At 53.3% G+C, this 21,307-nt stretch carries 18 protein-coding genes; 11 read left to right on the top strand and 7 right to left on the bottom strand.

Translation table 11 applies throughout. From position 1 onward, the window contains the following. Positions 1-14: 14 nt before the first annotated feature. Together cspE and AB1N33_RS02830 are read right to left on the bottom strand one after the other, a co-directional pair. Positions 15-224 (bottom strand): transcription antiterminator/RNA stability regulator CspE, encoded by a 210-nt coding sequence (cspE, locus tag AB1N33_RS02835; RefSeq protein WP_411270024.1) that lies wholly within the window; start codon positions 222-224, stop codon positions 15-17. Positions 225-462: 238 nt separating this feature from the next. Continuing rightward, on the bottom strand, positions 463-1,428 hold the full coding sequence (locus AB1N33_RS02830; protein ID WP_411270023.1) for a CE1 family esterase: 966 nt from the start codon (positions 1,426-1,428) through the stop codon (positions 463-465). A gap of 187 nt (positions 1,429-1,615) precedes the next feature. Between AB1N33_RS02830 and AB1N33_RS02825 the strand changes: the two genes are divergently transcribed. The 3 genes from AB1N33_RS02825 to AB1N33_RS02815 are packed head-to-tail and all read left to right on the top strand — an operon-like array spanning position 1,616 to position 4,373. Continuing rightward, positions 1,616-2,380, top strand: coding sequence for a substrate-binding periplasmic protein (locus AB1N33_RS02825; RefSeq protein WP_411270022.1), 765 nt, complete (start codon positions 1,616-1,618; stop codon positions 2,378-2,380). Positions 2,381-2,436: 56 nt separating this feature from the next. Then, positions 2,437-3,318, top strand: a complete 882-nt coding sequence (locus AB1N33_RS02820) for a dienelactone hydrolase family protein (RefSeq protein WP_411270021.1) — start codon at positions 2,437-2,439, stop codon at positions 3,316-3,318. Then, complete coding sequence (locus AB1N33_RS02815) at positions 3,228-4,373, top strand: flavin monoamine oxidase family protein (RefSeq protein ID WP_411270020.1); 1,146 nt, start codon at positions 3,228-3,230, stop codon at positions 4,371-4,373. The genes AB1N33_RS02820 and AB1N33_RS02815 overlap by 91 nt, the downstream gene beginning before the upstream one ends. Here AB1N33_RS02815 and AB1N33_RS02810 read toward each other — a convergent pair. After that, a complete protein-coding gene (locus tag AB1N33_RS02810) occupies positions 4,370-5,728 on the bottom strand; it encodes a hypothetical protein (protein ID WP_411270019.1) in 1,359 nt (452 codons plus the stop codon). The genes AB1N33_RS02815 and AB1N33_RS02810 overlap by 4 nt on opposite strands. A 209-nt stretch (positions 5,729-5,937) precedes the next feature. On the opposite strand from AB1N33_RS02810, the gene cysD reads away from it, so the two are divergent. From cysD to AB1N33_RS02795, 3 genes are all read left to right on the top strand, one after another. After that, on the top strand, positions 5,938-6,858 hold the full coding sequence (gene cysD / locus AB1N33_RS02805) for a sulfate adenylyltransferase subunit CysD (protein ID WP_411270018.1): 921 nt from the start codon (positions 5,938-5,940) through the stop codon (positions 6,856-6,858). Then, the gene (locus AB1N33_RS02800) at positions 6,858-7,646 is read left to right on the top strand and encodes a DUF6671 family protein (protein ID WP_411270017.1); all 789 of its coding nucleotides are present in this window, start codon (positions 6,858-6,860) and stop codon (positions 7,644-7,646) included. Before cysD ends, AB1N33_RS02800 begins: the two co-directional genes overlap by 1 nt. Before the next feature lie 63 nt (positions 7,647-7,709). Then, a complete protein-coding gene (locus tag AB1N33_RS02795; RefSeq protein WP_411270016.1) occupies positions 7,710-8,600 on the top strand; it encodes a LysR family transcriptional regulator in 891 nt (296 codons plus the stop codon). Positions 8,601-8,612: 12 nt separating this feature from the next. On the opposite strand, the gene AB1N33_RS02790 is transcribed toward AB1N33_RS02795, so the two are convergent. Next, positions 8,613-9,587, bottom strand: a complete 975-nt coding sequence (locus AB1N33_RS02790; protein ID WP_411270015.1) for an L-threonylcarbamoyladenylate synthase — start codon at positions 9,585-9,587, stop codon at positions 8,613-8,615. 265 nt (positions 9,588-9,852) lie between these two features. On the opposite strand from AB1N33_RS02790, the gene AB1N33_RS02785 reads away from it, so the two are divergent. The 4 genes from AB1N33_RS02785 to AB1N33_RS02770 all read left to right on the top strand — a co-directional run bounded on the left by AB1N33_RS02785 (position 9,853) and on the right by AB1N33_RS02770 (position 16,043). Beyond that, the gene (locus tag AB1N33_RS02785) at positions 9,853-11,433 is read left to right on the top strand and encodes an NADH-quinone oxidoreductase subunit L (protein ID WP_411270014.1); all 1,581 of its coding nucleotides are present in this window, start codon (positions 9,853-9,855) and stop codon (positions 11,431-11,433) included. Further along, positions 11,433-13,850, top strand: a complete 2,418-nt coding sequence (locus tag AB1N33_RS02780; protein WP_411270013.1) for a YbcC family protein — start codon at positions 11,433-11,435, stop codon at positions 13,848-13,850. The genes AB1N33_RS02785 and AB1N33_RS02780 overlap by 1 nt, the downstream gene beginning before the upstream one ends. Positions 13,851-14,032: 182 nt before the next feature. Beyond that, positions 14,033-15,514, top strand: coding sequence for a methyl-accepting chemotaxis protein (locus tag AB1N33_RS02775; RefSeq protein WP_411270012.1), 1,482 nt, complete (start codon positions 14,033-14,035; stop codon positions 15,512-15,514). 1 nt (position 15,515) lies between these two features. Further along, positions 15,516-16,043, top strand: coding sequence for a DUF6436 domain-containing protein (locus tag AB1N33_RS02770; protein ID WP_411270011.1), 528 nt, complete (start codon positions 15,516-15,518; stop codon positions 16,041-16,043). On the opposite strand, the gene AB1N33_RS02765 is transcribed toward AB1N33_RS02770, so the two are convergent. Next, complete coding sequence (locus AB1N33_RS02765) at positions 16,044-17,792, bottom strand: PAS domain S-box protein (protein ID WP_411270010.1); 1,749 nt, start codon at positions 17,790-17,792, stop codon at positions 16,044-16,046. Positions 17,793-17,942: 150 nt separating this feature from the next. On the opposite strand from AB1N33_RS02765, the gene AB1N33_RS02760 reads away from it, so the two are divergent. Further along, positions 17,943-18,917: a M28 family peptidase gene (locus AB1N33_RS02760; protein ID WP_411270009.1), complete on the top strand. Its 975-nt coding sequence runs from the start codon at positions 17,943-17,945 to the stop codon at positions 18,915-18,917. On the opposite strand, the gene AB1N33_RS02755 is transcribed toward AB1N33_RS02760, so the two are convergent. Then, on the bottom strand, positions 18,872-19,573 hold the full coding sequence (locus tag AB1N33_RS02755) for a hypothetical protein (protein WP_411270008.1): 702 nt from the start codon (positions 19,571-19,573) through the stop codon (positions 18,872-18,874). The two genes, AB1N33_RS02760 and AB1N33_RS02755, sit on opposite strands and share 46 nt — an antisense overlap. Before the next feature lie 86 nt (positions 19,574-19,659). Further along, positions 19,660-21,144, bottom strand: a complete 1,485-nt coding sequence (gene glpK, locus AB1N33_RS02750) for a glycerol kinase GlpK (RefSeq protein WP_411270007.1) — start codon at positions 21,142-21,144, stop codon at positions 19,660-19,662. Positions 21,145-21,307: the final 163 nt, after the last annotated feature.

Genomic DNA, 21,307 nt, shown 5'->3' with positions numbered 1-21,307 from the left:
ACCACGCAAAAGTGTTAGATAACTTCTACGTCTGCAGCCTGAGGGCCTTTGTTGCCTTGCTCAACAACAAATTTCACGTTCTGACCTTCAGTCAGTGTACGGAAACCGTCAGACTTGATTGCACGGAAATGTACGAATACGTCTTTACCGCCATTTTCCTGAGTAATAAAACCGAAGCCCTTTGCTTCATCGAACCACTTAACGGTACCAGTCATAGTAGACATAGATAACTCCTGATAGATAAATAAATTTGGGTATCAACACCCGTGTTGCACTGAAGGGCTATCCGTTTTTCTTTTGGCTTGTATCGGTAAATGTCAAACTGTGAATCGCGCGAGGGACTTACAAAGGACGAACTGAAGAAGCGTATATCAAAGTAAATAGAACCTTCCAAAGGCGGGTGTATAGTAACAGCCTTTCATTGCGCACGCCAGCTTATTTTTTAACCAATACGATAAAAACTTATTCTTGTGCAGCCGTACGCCGGAAAAATGCCCATATTTCGTGCGGTGCGTTAATCGCTGATACGGTGTTGCCAAGCAGTCTCGGCGCACGATAACCGGGTTGTGGCACCGTATGCCCTCCCCCGCTGACTTCGATCAGGCTGACCCGTGGCACATTGCGGTCTGACCAGACTGTTCGGACACCCACGTCATGATGGTTTACGTTCAGGACCTCCTGCGTTTTAACCAGCGACGTGCCGGCAAAAAGACCGGCAAAATACGCTGCGGTTTGCGATGAAGACATTACCTGGCCGCGGTCGCCGACACCAAACAGTGTCACCTGCCCTCCGTTAAACGGATTAATCGGATCGTCAGTGCCATTAATCAGCATCAGGGGAGTGGCGGTGACGCCGGTCCGGCAGTCTGAATATCCCGGCGCGGGCAGGTTCGCACTGACCGCTGCAACGGCATCAAACACGCCGGGGTGTTCAAACATAAATTTAAAGCCCAGGTGCGCGCCGTTGGAAAAGCCGGCAAGGTACGCCGGCGCGTTTGTCATATCATAATCATTGCGTAGCTTTTCCAGTAATGCAGAAATAAACCCGGTGTCATCAATATTACGTACTTTTGCAGGATACGAGGCTGCCGCCCGACAATCGTTCCAGTTTTTCTCTATGCCTTGCGGGTAAACCACAGCAAAACCGTGTTGTGTGGCAAGATGCTCAAAGCCATAACCAGAAAAACGGCGAATACTGTCTTTGGTTTGCAGCGAACCATGTGCCACCACAAGCAGACCGGCTGCAGGGTTTAGCGTCTCTGGCAGGAAAACCTGATACTCTCGTGTCAATCCATCGTGTTCCAGCGAGCCGGCAGAGAAACGCCCTGTGTCAGGCGGCTCTGCACTAACAGCGGGAGCAAGAAAATACCAGAGCAGCGCCCCCAGTAATCCAACCATGACCAACGCCGTTATTCCCCATTTTCGCATCGCAATCTCCGACTATGACTACCCGATAATGTGCATTCACTACGTTATACAACCCGCTGACTAAATTCGAATCACATCAAAAACAGGATTTCTATCACGTAAATTGATAGATCTGACGGGCATTACCTGTTCATCCGTCTATAGTTGTCTTATCTGTGTCGTCTTTGTGGTATGTAAACGCTTTGAAATGAAACGTGTTGTCCTGCTTTTTATCACCCTGTTTTACTTAATGGTGTGCACTACCGTGCCACACGCAGTTGCAACCCCGGACGATGATCCCTCAGTGTCAGTGATTGCGTTTCCTATTCCGCTGATGGTTGAAAGCACAGACAGCGGATTGTTTATCGAACTGACCAGGCGGATTGCAGCCAGGGAAAAGCTGTCGCTGACCGTCGACATAACCAACACCCCACGCGCTGTTCAGCGCTTTGCAACCGGTCAGTATGACGTCATCGTACCTGGTGTAGAGAATATGTTTAACGATGACGGCGACGTACTTGAAGGCGTCGAAGCCTTTTACTTTAAGCGGGATGTGGTGTTCACGTTAAAGCACACCCCCCTGTATCGTTCAATCGATGCGCTTAACGGCCTGCGTGTCGGACTGACTAAAGGCTACCCCTATGCACTGGCGCTCCTCAATGACCCCGGGATCAATACCGTCTTTGTTGACTCGGATGAGCAAAATGCTCAGTTGCTGATTGCAAATCGTATTGACGCGTTTGTGGCTGAGCAACACAGCGGCGTTCAGGCGTTTAAACATATTGGCCAGTATGACCAGGTACATTATGCCCGGGACGCGTGGATTTCAGAGCTGCGGGTCTTCTATGCCTTCAGGAACACGCCTCGCGGCCAGTGGCTCGAGTCCCGTTTTTCTCATGCCATACAACAGATGCGGGATAGCGGTGAACTGGACAGCCTGTTTGCCGACATGTTTCGGTCACATCAGAACTGATCTTTTTAGGCGCTTTTTCAGTTTATTTTTTAACGTCAACATACTGAGATACCTCCATGTGCGATGAACAGTCAGAACGCGATATCAGCCAGCGTGCCGGAAAAGGGTTTTCTCCCGAGCGCAGAGACTTTAACAAGCTGCTGGCCATTGGTTCGCTGGCCGCTGCATTTCCCCAGTTTACCGTAGCCAGCGATCACGTCGTGTCACACGATGTCAGTATCACCACACCGGACGGAAGCGCAGATGGCTACTTCGTTCACCCGAAGCAAGGCAACCATCCGGCCGTACTGATGTGGCCTGACATCAAGGGCTTACGCCCGGCGTTTAAGCAAATGGCGACACGACTGGCCGCGCAGGGCTATGCCGTGCTGGTAGTTAACCCGTTTTATCGTGATGTGTCTGGCGCTGCACTGCCTGATTCTGTGACGTTCCCGTCCAACGAAGCCTGGGCAATCCTGCGCGAATACCGCAGTAAGCTGACGTCGGAAGCCGTAGTTCGTGACGCACAGGCATTTTTTGCCTTTATGGATGCACAGGACGCCGTTAACACGCAGGCTGGCGGCGGCGCCATGGGCTATTGTATGAGTGGTTCATTTGTTATGCGGGCTGCGGCAGCGATGCCTGAGCGACTTTCAGCCATTGCCAGCTTCCACGGTGGCGGCCTGGCGACAGACGATGACGACAGCCCGCATCTTACGGTTCCTCACTCACGCGCGGCTGTGCTGCATGCTATTGCCGAAAACGACGATGAAAAAGTCCCGCAAATGAAGGTGATGCTGCGGGACGCTTACGCACAGGCTGATCTGCCCGCTACCGTTGAAGTGTACGAGGGCACGCTGCATGGCTGGTGCCCGCCAGACTCGCGGGCTTACAACGAAACGCAGGCAGAAAGAGCCTGGTCTGCCGCATTGTCGTTATTCAAAACACATTTGGTCTGAGGCCGGAGGTCACACTGAACGTTGTTGCTATCGGGGCCGGCCTCACCGGCCTCTACCTTAGCTGGAAACTGTCCCAACACCATATTCCCTTTACTCTGCTTGAGGCACGTGCGAGGCCCGGCGGCAGAATTTGCTCTGAGAACGGATTTGACCTGGGCCCGGCCTGGTTCTGGGGACACCAGCAGCGGTTTATACGGTTGCTTGACGAACTTAATCTTACCGCCTTCGAGCAGGCATCCTCGGGGGTGCACCTGTATCAGTCACCGCATGGGATCCAGACGATGCCCGGTCAGCAGATGCCGGTTTCGTGGCGGGTGCGCGGCGGAATGGAGGCGGTGGTAGACGCTCTGACGGCGCGTCTGGCACCAGACTGCGTACACTATCGTCAGCCGGCAGACCGAATTACTCTGGATGACACGGGTAACACGGTCACGGTCAGGGCTGGCGGAGATACCTGGCAAGCCAGTCATGTCGTGGTTTGCCTGCCGCCCCGGCTCGCTGCCGGGTCACTGTGTTTTTCACCGGCGCTGCCGTCCGAGGCGATAGCCGCGATGCGTAATACGCCAACCTGGATGGCGGGTCACGCTAAAGCGCTTATTCGCTATCCCTCGCCATTTTGGCGCGAGCAGGGCAAAAGCGGCATGGTCATCAGTCATACCGGTCCGCTTGCAGAGATTCACGACGCATCCCTGGATGACGGCACTGCAGCCTTGTTTGGCTTTTTCGGCTGGTCGCCTGAAATGCGGCGAGCGAAGCAGTCACAGATTGAGTCACATATTTGCCAGCAACTGACCACCCTGTTTGGCAATGCTGCGGCCAGGCCTTTGTCCGTCACCCTGTGTGACTGGGCGCAGGATCAGTATACCGCGACGTCGCTTGATCAGGAGCCGCTGACATACCATCCGGTTTATGGTCTTGCCAACACCCGCTTCTGGCAAACACGTCTTCAGTTCGCCGCCACCGAAACCGACCGTGAGTCAGGGGGATATATGGAGGGCGCACTGGCCGCTGCAGAGCACGCATTTAGCGGGCTCCTCCACGGACAGGAGCGCTAGTTATAGATACTTAGCTCGGCACTGTAAACCCGATACTGCCCGTCGTGCTTCTCCATCAACAATTCGAGCAGGTAATTGTCCTTTTCAATAGTGAGCACGTGATCAAATAAAAAGCCGTCATCACCTGCCGCACGCACTGCCGCTTGCTCTGACTGGCCATACGCAAATGCGCCCAGTGTCCATGGCTGAGGCGACGAGACAAACCGGAAAAAATTCGGATTCATGTATACCCGGGTAACATTATCCCCCGCGGCTTTTACCAGTGTACTGGCATCATACAGATAATAACGCGAGCCGCCGTCCAGTGAAGAAACGCCACGCGGTTTTCCGGGCAGCGTATCCAGCGTCACGCCGCCAACGTCATCACTCGCCGCAAGATAATGCCCCAAATAGTCTCCCGTCGCGGGACGCATCATGTGCTGTAATGCCTTTTGCCAGTCAATCCCGGGGGCCTCCCGCTGCGCCAGCGTAAAACCCACCACCTGCTCTTCACTGACATCATAGCCTGACGACAAATAGCTTTCGGTGAGTAGCGTTAAGCTAACCTCTCCCGTGTTTTCTGGTGTCGCAACATCGGCGCCCTGCGTCAGGATCTGACCTTTTTGATAGCCGCCGGCAAGCTGCCATTGCCGGTCGTCAAAACGTGGATCGAATGGCAAATGGTTGGTCAGTTCGGCAGTAAAAGGGCTATCTCCAACGGTCACCGCTGCTAACTTATCTTCGTGAAACATCAGGATATGATCACGTCCGTACGCTACGAGCAGCGCGCCGGCATAAGGAACCAGCCGGAACACAGGCGTTCCAAATCGAGCCTCGACCTCCTGCACCCCGGTACCAAGCGGCAAGCCATACATACCCGAACGGGGGGAAATGTCGGTGTCGTCGCCAATATCAGGACGGTCCTCCTCCAGCGCAATATCCAGTTGCACGGAAAACTGCATGGTCGAGGTGTTGCTGCCAGCCTCAAATTGCTGCTGTCCCATGGCGTTGTATGGGGTCAGCGGGCCGAGCGTACCGCTGGCATCATGGCAGTCTGTAATAAGCTGTGCGGACAGCGACAATGTTGAGTGCCCGCTTCGGAACGGGGCAATTGACTTAGCTGAGATTGCAATACTGTCAGCGCCTTTGTCTTCACCGATTTTTCTCAGACGCTCAATCAGTCCGGCCAGGTGGCGGGCCAGTTGGTCACTGTTGCCGTAATCCCTTTCGTATTGTAGCGCCTGGCTGGCGGTAACCGTATCAATTACCGTGTAGTCACAATTTGGATAATGGCTTACTACGTCAGGCAGTGCGTGGGCTGCGCCCGTCACTACGAATAATGTCGACGCCAGCAGTGTTGTTTTTGAACTTGTCATGAATCCTCCCTGATTGATGATGTTGTTTTAACAGGGAGTTTCCTATCGGGTCAATGGACTCGCCCTGCTTTCTCAGGACTACCTGTCCTGAGGTGTATTCATAAAATCAAAAGTTGCAAAAAACAGAACGTTCTTTTTATTTTTAACTATTTTTATTCACAATAAAAAACGCGCAGACTAGGCGCGTTTTTTCATTACAGAGCGTTACCATGTCTCGTCTTTCACATCTTCGTCAACTGGAAGCAGAAAGCATTCATATCATTCGCGAAGTCGCTGCCAGCTTCGATAATCCCTGCATGTTCTATTCTATTGGCAAGGATTCCACTGTGATGCTGCACCTCGCGAGAAAAGCCATGGCACCGGGCCGCCTGCCCTTTACGCTTTTGCATATTGATACCACGTGGGAATTCCAGGCAATGGCGCGTTTTCGCGACGAGCTGGTCGCACGTCACGGACTGTCGTTGCAGGTCCATACCAATACTGAGGCGCTGTCGCAGGGTGTTCATCCTGTGACATCGGGTTCGGTGATCTACAATGACCAGATGAAAACGGTGGCATTGAAACAAGCGCTCGATCTGCATCGTTTTGATGCCGCACTCGGTGGCGCACGTCGGGACGAAGAAAAGTCACGCGCGAAAGAGCGGGTATTTTCTGTGCGCACAGCGGATCATCGCTGGGATCCCAAACATCAGCGTCCTGAAATGTGGCAACTCTACAACCATCAGATTAATCAGGGAGAGTCGGTACGGGTATTCCCGTTGTCAAACTGGACTGAACTGGATATCTGGCTGTATATCCTGCTGGAAAATATCGATATTGTGCCGCTGTATTTTGCCGCGCCCCGCATGAGCTGGGTTGATGAGTCCAGCGGTCAGATTCTGGCACTGGATGATGAACGTATGCTGCCGCACTTGTCAGCGGCCGAGAAAGCGTCGCTCAAAGCACGCTGGATACGCTTTCGTACACTGGGGTGCTATCCTCAGACGGGCGCCGTGGAAAGCCGGGCTCAGGACGTTGCCAGCATTGTTCAGGAAATGCTGGTGACCAATCAGAGCGAGCGACAGGGACGATTGCTCGATAAAGACCAGGCCGGCTCAATGGAAAAGAAAAAGCAGGAAGGCTACTTTTAATGACAGACATTGTGCTGCTGACCCAGCATAACAAAGCCACACAGATTGCACCGGTGCTCGCGCCGCTCGGCTACCATGTGCATGAATACCATGACTTTGATACTGACACGCTGGGAACATTCAGCGGTGAAATTCCACGCCGGCACTCGCCGCGGGATGCCGCGCTGATCAAAGCACGCACAGCCTCGGAGCTGTCCGGCTGTGACTACGGGCTTGGCAGCGAAGGCACGTTCGGCGGCGGGCCGCTCCCCGGGCTGGCAAACTGGAATGAAGAAATATTGTGTCTGTTTCATGCGCCAAGCGGGCATACCGTGTTTGCCAGTGCAGCGCAGCCGGTTTCGATAGGAACACTGGTTGCAGACTCGGTAAGTGCGCTTCGCGAAAAACTCGCCGAAGCCGGTGAGCAGCGCTGGATGGTCAGTCTCGATGGCAGTCTGAAGAAGGCGCTCACGGCATCAGAAGTGCTGGCGCTGAACGACACACAGACTATTGCATGGCCACTGACACTGACGCCGGATTTTCGCGCGCTGTACTGCCCGCAACGTCAGCAGACGCTGGCAGCGTGTGCCGAAGATCTTGCCCGGCGGCTGCAGGCACGGTGCCCACAGTGCGGGCACGCCAATTTCGTGATTAAAGCGCAGCATCCGGGCCTGCCCTGTGAGCAGTGTCATTTGCCGACACCGCAAATTAAGCGTACGGTCACGCGGTGTGATAATTGTGAGTATGAGGTTGCCACCACCCATGATGCATTTGCGGGCGCATTTTACTGCCCGCACTGTAACCCGTAAGACTTTTGCCTGAATACACTGACACGGTGTCAGTGTTGACTAACCAAGAGGTAGACAAGGCCAATGGCCCGGATTAATTATCATCATCTGTATTATTTTTGGCGCGTTGCCACGGTGGAGAACCTGACCAAGGTCGCCAATGAAATTCATCTCAGCCAGTCAGCCATTTCTGCCCAGCTAAAACAGTTTCAGCACAATCTGGGAGTGGAGCTATTCACACGACGGGGAAGAAAGCTGGTCCTGACCAGTGAGGGCCGGCGCGTAATGGAATATGCCAACGATATTTTCTCGCGCGGTGAAGAGCTTGAACAACTTATCGCCAAGGGGTTTTCTTCGTCACGTCAGCACGTATCGATTGGCGTACTCAATAACCTGTCACGTAACTTCGTAGAAAACTTTACGCTGCCGCTGCTCAACAGTGAAAACACCACGTTCGCACTGCATACCCGCAGCATGCCAAATCTGTTGGATGGGCTGTCTAATTTTACCTTTGACGTGATCCTGACCAATCACAACGTTGAAGTGGGTAACCAGAAGCCACTCTGGCGCAGCGAGCTGCTGTCACGCCAGGCGATTGAAATTGTCGGCCCCAAAAAGCCAGGGCGTCGCCGGGTATTTCCCGACAGCTATCAGGATGCAACCTGGGTTGTTCCTTCGCGTAACAGTGAAATTCGTTCAGCATTTACTGTACTTTGCGCCAAGCACCAGTATGAACCGAATATCAAAGCAGAAACCGATGATATGGCAATGCTGCGACTGCTGGCCAGAGACAGTGGCGCGTTCGCGGTACTGCCCGAAGTTGTGGTACGCGATGAAATAGCCAACAGCCAGTTATATGTTCAGCAGAATCTGCCGGGGGCCTTTGAACATTTTTATGCCGTTACCCTGGCAAAGAAAACCATTCCTGATCACATCCAGGCCCTGATCGATCACGTCCGGGCCTCATCGGTATAACGCATACTCCGGCTAGCGGGCCACACAACGGCGCAGCCGGTCATTCACGGCCACCCAGGTGTCATCCTGTGGTGGCATTTCGATAACAATACGGTTGCTACCACTCATGTCGAGGGCATGCAAAGCATCATAAAGACGGCTGGCGTAGTCAGCCGGCGTGGCCGGCAGATGCTGATGCCACCCTCTTGACAGAGGCAATGAGGCCAGCACGGCTGAATAACTCAGCACGGCAATATCTTCATCACCAGCAACCGCAGCGGCAATCTGGTCTGCACTGGCAAGCGTGGCAGGCGTCACGGGCTGATAGTGGCGTTTAACGCTACCGGGCACAACCGGTACAGATGTGTTATCAGCCAATATCGGCAGACCGGTTATCGCCTGTATCTGAGTGACCGACACAGGCCCGGGGCGCAATAACCTTATTCCGTGTTCAGTTACCTGTGCAATGGTTGACTCAATCCCGGCGCGTGCAGGACCGCCATCAACAACCGCCGCAATTCTGCCGTCAAGCGAGCGCAGCACATGCTGTGCGGTGGTCGGGCTGAGAAACTGATAACGGTTGGCAGAGGGCGCCGCAAGACCAAGGCCGGTTTCCCGCAACAGGGTCTGAAAGACCGGGTGCGCAGGCGCACGCAGCACAATGGTATTATGACCACCGGTTACCTCATCAGGCACATCGGGGTGTTTGTCAAACAACAGCGACAGCGGACCAGGCCAGCATGTGCGAGCCAGCGCACGGGCCTGGTCACACACGTTTACCGCCCAGTGATCAATGGCGTCAGCATCCGGCACATGGACAATGAGCGGATGGTTGGCAGGGCGGCCTTTGGCAGCAAAAATCTTGCAGATCGCATCGGGGCGGCTGGCATCTGCGGCCAGCCCGTAAACCGTTTCAGTAGGCAACGCCACGCACTCGCCCTGTTCGAGTAGTGTTACCGCACGTTTAAGGTCGTCAGGTAAACGTAAAATGTCGCTGGAATAGGTCATAATATCGGCATACTTTTTATCAGGCTGGCATTATCGCGGGACGCATAAAAAAGTTAATTGCAACTTTTATCTTCAAACATTAAATAAAACAGAACATTTATAAGCCACCGCTTCCGAAAAACGCTTATCCTATTGTTTTATATAGACTTTACATTTTAACAACTTATAAACTTAATTTTTTATTAAGTCAGACCACTAAATATTACATTTTTTATAAGTTGAGACTGGTGATTTACTTGCGCCCGGTTTATTAGAGGGGAGCAACATGTCGTCACTGTCTGTGTCACTATCATTGTTTTCACTGCCGCTGTTTTGGGTCGTCCTGTCCTGGGTTGCCCGAAACGACGTAGTGAATCGTCATCCGTCGGTACTGCAAAAATCAGCGATTGCGGGCACCTTGTTACTGTTCTTACTGCTACCGTTACTGTCTGTGGTATACCAACCGGAGGCGGCGGGCCAGCTATTGCTGAAGCTCACACCAGTTAGCGCCGTGATTATATCGCTTGTTGTCTTCATCGGCATCACACTCATCCGGTTCTCGCGTAATTATATGGCGGGAGAGCGCTGTTACCCGGTATTTTTCCGCTGGATGAAGCTGGTCCTGGCTGCCGTTGTGATGACGCTGATGGCGAATCATCTGTTTATTTTCTGGCTTGGCTGGGTTGCCATCAGTCTGAGTCTCCACCGTTTACTGTTGCTCTACCCGGAACGCCCTCGCGCCGTGCTCGCAGCTCACAAGAAATTCATTCTTGCGCGCTGCTCGGAAGTGCTGATGCTCGTCGCGTTTACCCTGCTCTACGAGATCTACGACACCGCTTACATCGACGCGCTGATGCAGTCAGTCAGCACGGTCTCACTGAGCCAGCAGCAAGACGCCCTGGCCGGAGTGGCGGCGGTACTGATTGCCATCGCCGCCTTGCTCAAATGCGCTCAGTTGCCGTTTCACGGCTGGCTGATTAATGTGGTTGAGTCGCCGACACCGGTAAGTGCGCTGTTACATGCCGGTATCATTAATCTTGGTGGCTATCTGTTACTGGTGTTTTCACCGCTCTTGGCCGTGCACGCCACAGCACAGTGGGTGGTACTGATTGGTGCAGGCATGAGCGTGCTTTGTGCTGGACTCATCATGACTACCCGGGTCAGCATCAAAGTCAGGCTGGCCTGGTCTACCTCATCCCAGATGGGGCTAATGCTGATTGAGTGCGCCCTGGGGCTCTACTCACTGGCCATGTTGCACCTTGTCACCCACTCCCTGTATAAGGCCCACGCCTTTCTCAATAGCGGCGATACGGTTTACGCCTATCTGGGCAGCCAGATTGCCGGACGACATCAGCACCCTGCGGCCGTTCACTGGCTTGGTGCACTACTGGTCAGTAGCCTGATTGTTGCTACCTGTGTGTGGCTGGCTGCCCCGTCGACACTGGCCGCGCCCTGGGTGCTGCTGTGGCTGGCACTGACGTCACTGCTGGTGCTGCGCAGTCCTGGCGGTGCCCTCTCCCATTATGCCCTGTTTGTGGCCCTCGCTCTCGTACTCACAGGCAGTTATGCGCTGGGTAAGGACATGTTTTCGCTGCTGCTATATCAGGCTATTCCCGGACAGGTCTTGCCATTCTCCGCCATGGATATCTGGATCAGCAGTGTCTTTTTCACGCTGTTTATCGTGAGCTGGATACTGCACCTGTATGCCGGAGCGCCTGCGATACGACGTGTACGCCAGGCGCTGTTTGCCGGGCTCTATCTGGATGAATGGTTTACACGTGCCACACTTCGTCTCTGGCCTGTCACGCTCAGACGGCCGTCGTCAGCCGCCCCTAACGCAACGGTTACCAACTTAAGGAGTCACTAATGTCTGCTGTCACACTCGAAAACGCTACGTTTCTGTCCCATAAAGTCAGGCAGGCAGTGTCCCGCGCCTGCGATACGGTGGCACCAAACTGGCCACTGGACAAAATGATTGCCGTGAATCCTTATTGGAAAGTGAAAGAGCAGCCGTTTATTGATGTGTCAGCGCACCTCGCTGCCATCGCTGGCATACGTTCGGTAATGGCGCATGATCACTGGTTGTCACTGTACCAGCACGGACAAATTAGCGACGATGCACTGAACCGCTCGCTGACCCTGCATAACTCTCCACTGTCATTGAATCAGTTACTGGAGACCTTGTCAGCACCGCCGCCACGCCCTGACAGCTGGAAAATGCCGACTGCCTTATACGATCAGCACCGCGATGAAACACAGATGCAGTGGCATGAAGAAACCCTGTATCAGGCCAGCCAGTTTTGTGCGGCGTATTTTCACGAAGACGCGCCAGTGGATGTGGTAAACCACACATCGCCGGGCAATCGGTTATATTTAAGCTGGAAAAAAGCGCTGGCCAGCGATACCGGGGTCAGCATTCTGATGGGGATCCCATCGCTTAGCGCAATCATCGCATCACTGCCAGACTCCACGCAGGCATTATTTGAGGCCTCAACGGAGGTGCTGGAACTGGAAATCAAATCACTCGACAGCTACTTTCAGGCGCTACTGTTCAGCATTAACGGCTGGGCGGCTTATATTGCGTACCGCAACTGGCACGAACACAGCGATGAAATGGAAGGGCTGCTTGCCATTGCGCTGGCGTGGGAGTGGATCATTCATGAATACCACAAACGCTACCGCGCCGACGTGGCTAAACAGGTTTCTTTGCGCTGGCACTTCGAACAGCTAAATCTGACCCGCAAAATACAACAGCACAAAGACTACGAAAACGTGCTGTGGGTCTGTATGAGCGCGTTTGAGCAGCAACAACAACAAAAGCTACAGCAGCGTCTGACTGACGCGGCCTCCTCACGCCAGCCTCAGCCCGCCGAGGTCCAGGCGTTATTCTGTATTGATGTGCGCTCTGAGGTCATGCGACGCGCACTGGAAGCGCAGAGCGATACCATTCAGACCGCAGGCTTCGCCGGCTTCTTCGGGATGCCGGTTGACTACCAGCCGGCGCATACCGGCGTTCGTCGTCCACAGTTGCCGGGACTGATTCAGGCACCACTGACCGTCACGGAAATTCAGGCCGATACGACGCGGACAATGCCTTTTAGCCGCAAAGCCAGATGGCATGACTGGGCACATACACCGGTTGGCGGGTTTTCAATGGTGGAGTCTGCTGGCTGGTGGTACGCCTTCTCGCTGTTAAGAAAGATGTGGTTTCCGGGCGCGTCTGAAAACCCAGTCAATGCGTTAAGTCACCACGGTCAGTGGACGCTTACGAAAGACGGTGAAACACTTGATGCTGACGCGTGCGCTGCGCTGGCGGCGGGTATTATCCGTCTGATGGGGATCACACGATTTGCGCCAACGGTCCTGCTGATCGGACACGCCAGCCATTCAGCCAACAACCTGCATGCTGCCGGTCTGGACTGCGGTGCCTGTGGCGGACAGTCCGGAGAGGTCAATGTACGTGTGCTGGCGATGTTGCTGAATGACAAAGCGGTGCGTCAGGCACTCACACATCACGGCATTGAGTTACCTGCAAACACACGTTTTATTGCCGGATTGCATAACACGACGACAGACAACATCACCTGCTTTGATGACAACGTTCCCGCCCGCTTGCAGCAATGGCTGATACGGGCAAGGACGACGGCTCAGGCAGAGCGATCAGTACAGTTTCAGGGGTCAATACAGTTTGAGTCTGACAGGAAACGTCACCGTCTGTTTTCTTTGCGCTCAAGAGACTGGTCTCAGGTACAGCCCGAGTGGGGCCTGGCGGGTAACCAGGCATTCATTATGGCACCACGCAGCTGGACACGACATGTCACGCTGGACGGACAGTGTTTTCTGCATGATTACCTGTGGCAGCAGGACACGGACAGCGCGCTGCTGGAGCAACTGATGACCGCCCCGATGGTGGTGACGAACTGGATCAACATGCAGTATAACGCCTCGGTAACCGACAATGACAAGTTTGGCAGTGGCAATAAAGTGCTGCATAACGCAGTTGGCGAGCATATCGGTGTGTTCGAGGGCAACAGCGGCGACCTGCGTATCGGTCTTTCCAGACAGTCTCTGCATAACGGCGAACGCTGGATGCACCTGCCGCAGCGGCTCAGCGTCTACATTGCCGCGCCCAATGACAAAATTGCAGAGGTCATTGCCCGTCACCCGATGCTGCAGTCGCTTATCAACAACGACTGGCTGTATCTGTTCAGCTGGGACAGAAAACGAGGCATTGAGCGCTGGTATCAGGGCGTTTGGTACCACTCTGCCGGACTGCAGATGTAATTGCACGGGAGCAGGGCATCATGCGTTTGATGCCCGTTGTCTTTTGGTGCGTGCTGCAATGATGCAACAAGTTGAATAAAAAAAAATTTATGGCCTATGCTTAGAAACGACAAACTCTAAAGTTTCTGCCGCACTGGTGTCTTGTGACCCGTTAACGGCCACTGAAGTTGAGGCTAACGCCAATGAATTATTATCCCTGGGTGGATGCAGCAAACCGACTGTTTGCTGCTATCTTAGGTTTGCAGTGTCTGGTGGCACTGATTCTGGGCTTTCAGCAGGACCAACTGCTGTTTATCATAATGATCTGCGCGCTGATTGTCGCACTTCCCTATGCCTGCCATTATTTCGCCCCTTACCGGTCACTGACGAGCCATGCCTATGTGGTGGCTGCCCAGATGCTGTCAGCGCTACACATTCAGCAGGGCATGGGACTCACCGAAGTTCATTTTCAGATATTCTCTCTGCTGGCGTTTGTCAGCTTTTATAAACTGCCCGCATTATTTATCTCCTCTGTTGGCTTTGTGGCTGTTCATCACCTGAGCTTTTTCATCATGCAAATGAACGGCCTGCCGGTTTTTGTCCTTGAGCCCGACGACCTGTACTGGAAAATCTGGATCCTGCACGCGTTCTTCGCCGTCGCTGAGGGTGGCATTCTGTATTACATGACACTGAGTATGAGAAAAGACAGCATTCAGGAGCTGGAGATCCAGAAAAGTGTCAGGCGTCTGATCAGCGACCCTAACAGTATGCCGATGGAAGAAGAGCAATTGCACTGGGCGCAGAGTCATGCCCCGTTTGGTCAGCTACTGACTGCGCTTTGCCCTATTATTAAAGAGTCACAGCGGGTCACCGTAGAGGTATCTGACGCATTAAAAACGATGCTTGCCAGCTCTGATGTGACGGAACGAACGCAAAAAAATGCGGAGTTGGGCAACACGGTGCGAAGCGCGACCCGGTCACTGAATTTCTCGTTCGAGGAGCTTGTCAGACAGGCAGAATTTGTCAAACAGTCATCAGTAACCTCGGCCAATGAGCTGTCAGAAATGGGCAAGGACGTACAGTATCTGACCAAGTATATCCAGCAGCTTGAGTCAGAGCTGACCAGCGCCAGACAGGAAGTGTCTCAGCTAAAGCATGAATGTGACCGCATATCCGGCGTGATTGGTAATATCAAAGACATCGCAGAGCAGACCAACCTGCTGGCCCTGAACGCCTCTGTCGAGGCGGCGCAGGCCGGCGACCGGGGTAAGGGCTTTGCCGTTGTGGCAGACGAGGTAAGACGGCTCTCCATGGTCACGCATGAGCGCGTGGCCGAAGTCTCAGATGCCAGTGAGAAGCTCGATAGCCTGTCCAATAACGTGGTCGCCCGGGTCTCCGCCTGCGACAGCCTGAGCAATACCGCCTTCGACCAGGTCGTGAGTGTCAAAGACAAAATGAAGAGCCTGATAGAGTCAAATACCCAGGCCGCCGAATACGTGGTTGACATTGCCACTGCGATGAACCGGCAACGGGAGGCCATCAGTGATATCAGTGAGAGTACTTCTGATATGGCTGGTGCTGCGATTGAGAACCAGGCTGGCATTGAACAAATTGAGGAAAAACTGGCGTCATTGTCAGCCTCGACCCAGTCGTTAAAGCACAGCCTCAAGCGGTTTAAGGTCTGATATGACGCTGCGTGCCATTTTGCTGAGTGTATGGTTGTGTGCCGTGGTGTTACTGCTGTGGCTCCAGCAACAATCGGTTGTCATGGCCTTTGATCCGGCGAATACCCTGACTGAGCAGGTAGATGCAGTGCACGATGCGCTTCGGCCACTGGCGGGTGATGAGACCATCACGGCCATACACATTAGTTCCTCAGACTGCCCGTGTGATGACGTGTCGAAACGGCATCGTCGCAGCGTAATGCAGACCGTGACACGACGTCACGGCAGTAATGTGCTGATTAACGATAGTACACCAGAATTTTCGCAGATCGCCCGTTTACTGCCCGCCTTGCCCGCCATCGCCATATTTCATGGCGACAACCTGACCTACCTGGGTCCCTATGCCACGGGAGCCAACTGTTTGCCAGGCAAGGGACTGGCAGAGCCATGGTTGCGAAGTCGCAATGACCTGATATCAGATTACGGCACCCTGCCTACCGTGATCCCGTCAGATGCAATGGGATGCTATTGCACTACACCAGAAGTATGACTAGCCGATATTGATGCGTTTGATAAACTCCGCCAGTTCCCCGATATCCTCCACAGTCGCTCTGACCAGTTCCCCAATCGCTTCTGAAGAGCGCCGTGTGTTCGCGGCGAGATCACGGACTTCATCGGCAACCACCGCGAATCCGCGCCCGCTATCGCCGGCCCTCGCCGCCTCAATAGCAGCGTTGAGCGACAGCAAGCTGGTTTGTTCAGAGATTTGCGAAATAGTCTCGATAAATCCGGAAATTTTCTGACTGTTGGCCACCAGACGCTCCATCGCGACCTGGGTCTGATTAATGATTTCCCGTCGCTCGGTAATATTCAGTCCAAACAGCACAAACAGGTACACTTCATTCTGAAAATTGCGCAACCCACAGATACGACAGTCTATTGCGACAAAAAAATCATCCCGGTTGATCTCGAAAGTTTTCGAGACAAAGTTACCCGCTCGCAGTTTTGCCATCTCCTCATCTGAGAGCTGATCAAAAATTTCAAACGTGAAGTCACTGAGATCGATATGCTCCCCCAGCGTTTGCTCCAGCAATGCGTTAGATGTCACTGGCTGGGCATTCATATCGGTTTCAAGGATAAGCAGTGCGCCGCTTATTGCCTCCAGTTTTCGGGTGTAGTTCAGTGCTTCCTGTTTTACATCGGTGATATCAGCCTGTACCGCGATGAAATGTTTCAGCATCCCGTTTTCGGTGACCGGGTTAATTGACAGCGACGTCCAGTAGGGTTCGCCCTTCGCTGAGTAATTCAGAATTTCTCCATAAAACGGTTTTTGCTCATCGAGGTGCTCGCGAATGGAACGGCGGGTGGCATCCGATGTATCCGGTCCCTGCAGAAAACTGCCCGGCTTTTTCCCACGAATGTCGTTAAGGAGGTATCCCGTCAGACGCTCAAACCCTTTGTTCACATATTTAATCAGACCATCCGGCCCGGTGATAATCACCGCGTTCTGAGTTTTATTCGCCACCAGCGAGAGCATCTCTCGCTCTTCTTTCTGGTTTACCTCATCAGTGACATCCCGCAAAAACGCGGTGTACAAAATGCGGTTTTCCAGATCGACTTTCGACAGCGACAGGTTAGCCCAGAGTTTTTGTCCGTCAGGACGCTCGATGCTGACCACACGCGAGGTCCCTACAATCTTGTCGATGCCGGTTTTACGGTTGGCATTGACCATGTCATCATGTGACGCACGGATGGCTTCCGGTACCAATGCCTTTACATTTTTTCCCAGCACGTTTTCCCGCTCAATCCCCCAGAGCTTTTCAGCCGAGCGATTAAACAGGGTGACGTTGTTGTGCTCGTCAATACAGACCACCGCATCAATTGCCTGCTCGAGGGTTTTCTCGATAATCTGGCGGGCTTCCCGTTCCGATGTGATGTCCTGGAGTGTTGCGTTGTAATACGTTTTACCATTAACACGTGTTTTAGCGACGGAAAGTTTCACCCAGATAGTCTGGCCATTACTTCTTACCAGTTCGACTTCCCGAAAACTGCCAACAATCTTATCCTGTCCTGTCTCCCGGTGGTGATTCACATAATCGTCGTGATGTTCACGGATGCGGGCAGGCACCAGCAGTTTCACATTTTTTCCCATTACCTCCTCTTTTTTAATCCCCCATAACTGCTCTGCGGCCTGATTAAACAGCACCACATTGTTGTTCTCATCGATGGTGACAGCAGCAATAAGCTGGTGTTGCAGTGATTTGGCTGCGGCGTCTGAGTGATTAAAAAATACCGTCATAGTCAAAACCGGATAGAAAGCCTATTCAAAAGATAATGAATAATTCAAAAAACGCGAATAAATCCTGTGATTTAGCGCATACCACCAGCATGTCGTGGAGCTACCGGTTATACTCAATAACAGTCAGCGTTATGCCTGCAGGCCGGGTAAATGGTAATAACACGTCGCCACCTTTTCTGTTTGCTCTTTATGTTCTGGGGCCATGCTGTCATGGCCGCTGCACTGACGAGCGCACACAAGCAGCAGGCGCTAGCCGATCTGGCGGCGCTTTCCGCCACGACGCTGGCCGGCCGTGAAACCGGAACGGCTGGCAGCATACGTGCCGCAGCAATAATCGCTGAACGTTTCGGCGCCTTAGGGCTCGCCATGCTGGGCAACGATTACCGGCAGCCCTTTGTCTACCAAAGCAAAGGCAACCAGCATGCAGGTGTCAATGTGGCCGGGATGATAAAGGGGGTATCTCAACCGGCGCGGGTGATTGTCATTTCTGCACACTATGATCATCTCGGGATTCAGGGGGGACGAATTTACCCCGGCGCAGATGATAATGCGTCGGGCGTTGCAGCACTGCTTCTGCTTGCAGAGTACTTCAGTCAGTATCCGCCGGCACATACGTTAATGTTTGTTGCCTTCGACGCAGAAGAGCCGGGCCTGCACGGCTCAGCAGCGTGGCTGGCCGCCCGGCAAACAAAGGGATACGATATCCGCCTGAACATCAATCTGGATATGCTGGCAAACGGTGGACGGCGCAATGCGTTGTTTGTTTTCTTTAGTGATGAGGCTGAGTTCCTTAAACCCGCCGTGCGCGACAGCATAGCGAAACGCGACCTTCCCAACCTGTTAACCCGCATTGGTCGTGGCCGCTACCCGCGCGATGTCCGCGGTGCACAGGGCCGCATAAACTGGCGGCAGGCAAGCGATCATGCCAGTTTCATGGCACAGAATATTGCCGCCGTGTTTATTGGCAGCCATACGCATCAGCACTATCACCAGCCTTCAGATACCTTCGAAAATGTCGTTCAGGCCTTTTTTAACAGTGCGCTTGAGGTTGCCCTTGATGTGGCATTAATCGCAGATGGTCAGCTGTCGCCGGGCCGATTGTCCCGACCAGAGTCGGAACGGTGATGCAGTAACCCAACCAGAAAGGTTGCGAGAATAATTTGCGTTGCCACAATCTGAATGCACAGTATGACGCTGTGGCGAAGCATCGGTTCAAGTCCCCCGGCACCAACAACCGGAATGATAAAGCTCAGCAGGATAAGGCCCAGTACACCAAACGACAGCAAGGTGGTATTAAACCCTTTTTTACGAGGGGCCACACCCGTTGTTACAAACAGTGCGGTCAGGTAAACAAACGCGCTGTGAATATACAGGTTAACGCTGCGCAGAATAAGTTTATCCGGGTACCGGTACAGGAAAAATGAGGCAATCGCTGCAACCAGAAAAGGATATAACAGCCACCATGACCGCCAGGGATGGGCTTTATTCTGGAACCGCGACTGAAACGCAAACAACACCGCACACGCCGCCATCATCGCAAACACATTGGTGAGAAACACGGACAACCCGGGGGAATAAAACGTCCGCGACAGGTACGCGATATACCCGCCTATGGCACACAGATAATACACCATGCAGTAACGCAAATACGCACGGTCTGGCTGGGGTGAGCGCGAATAAAAATAATTCAGTAACAGCACCGATATCAGATTATTCAGTCCCAGTGCGATAGCAAGCACAACCAGCACAGAAGAAATGCCGGGCATATCAGGCATGTCCATGACAACGTCCCACCGGAACGCAGGTTGGCATCAAACGACAAAGAAAGGGCTTACAGTACAATACCATCAAGTTTGCCCCCTTAAATTTACTGGCATCGGATCCGGTTTATCGCGGCTTTCCACCCTGCATACGCTGTATCCCGCTGCGCTTTAGTCAGCCGGGGCGTGAAGGTTTTTTCGCTGTGCCAGTTCTGAGCCACACTGTTCAGGTCAGGATAAACGCCGACCTGAAGCCCTGCCAGGTAAGCCGCGCCCAGTGCCGTCGTTTCAGTTACTCTGGGGCGCTCGACATCTGCGCCCAGAATGTCTGATAAAAAGCCCATGACCCAGTCATTATTCGCCATACCACCGTCTACTCTGAGCGTAGTGGGTCGGGCTCCGTCACTTTCCATGGCTTTTTGTAAGTCTTTGGTCTGATAGCACACGGACTGTAACCCCGCAGCGACAATTTCATTGATGCCAGTATCGCGGGTGAGGCCAAGAATGGCGCCGCGCGCATCGGGATCCCAATAAGGTGCACCGAGTCCGGTAAAGGCAGGCACAAGATAAACACCATTATTTTCCCTGGCGCGCTGGGCAAGTTGCTCAGACTCTGCGGCATTATCAATCAGTTTCAGGCCGTCACGCAGCCACTGAACAGTAGCGCCCGCCATGAAAATACTGCCTTCCAGGGCATAGGTAGCCTGTCCGTTAATACGATACGCAATGGTAGAAAGCAGTCTGCTTTCAGACTTAAGTGGCGTATGCCCGGTGTTCAGAATCATGAAACACCCGGTACCGTAGGTGCTTTTCGCCATGCCTTTCTCAAAACAAGCCTGGCCAATCAACGCGGCCTGCTGATCACCCGCTACCCCGCTTATCGGGATCTCACATCCAAGGAAGTCACTGTGCAGTGTGCCAAAACTGTCGGCTGAATCGAGCACCTCGGGCAACATTGCGCGGGGGATGGTAAACGCATCGAGCAGGGTGTCGTCCCAGCACTGGTTATGTATATCAAACAGCATGGTTCTTGATGCGTTGGTCGCATCGGTCACATGTGCAGCACCTTTGGTAAGCCGCCAGATAAGAAAACTGTCGATGGTGCCGAACAAGACATCGCCGGCCTGCGCTTTTTCACGAACGCCCTCAACATTTTCCAGGATCCAGTGGATTTTGGTGGCGGAAAAATAAGGGTCGAGTAACAGGCCGGTTGTGTCGGTGACATGCTCAGTCAGCGCTGCACTCTCGGCAAGGGTGCGGCACAAGGGGGCTGTGCGCCGATCCTGCCAGACAATGGCAGGGTAAACAGGCTTGCCGGTATGACGATCCCACAGGACTGTGGTTTCGCGCTGATTGGTGATCCCAATGGCTGCGATATCCTGAGGCCTGACAGACACATCATCAAACACCCGCTTCAGGGTCTGTTGCACGCTCTGCCAGATGGCCTCCGGATCATGTTCCACCCAGCCGTCGCTGGGAAAATGCTGGGCAAATTCCTGCTGCGCCATGGCAATCGTTTCTCCCTGTGAAGAAAAAATCATGGCTCTTGAACTGGTCGTGCCCTGATCAATGGCAAGCAAATACTGCGTCACAATCCGGCTCCTTTGTGATGAATACTGTCAAACAGAAACAGCTCCACGGGGCTCTTGGTTATTACACTGAGTGTGTCGTATTTAATACAGATAAACAACCCTCCAGATAATCTAAACCTAATGGGTCTGTAATAACCCAGTTAGCGCATTTTGAAATGGTAAA

Source organism: Alteromonas nitratireducens, assembly GCF_040812025.1.
GTDB classification, from domain to species: Bacteria; Pseudomonadota; Gammaproteobacteria; order Enterobacterales; family Alteromonadaceae; genus Alteromonas; species Alteromonas nitratireducens.
The sequence above is the reverse complement of the archived record's forward strand: the minus strand, read 5'-3'. Positions and strand labels throughout refer to the sequence as shown.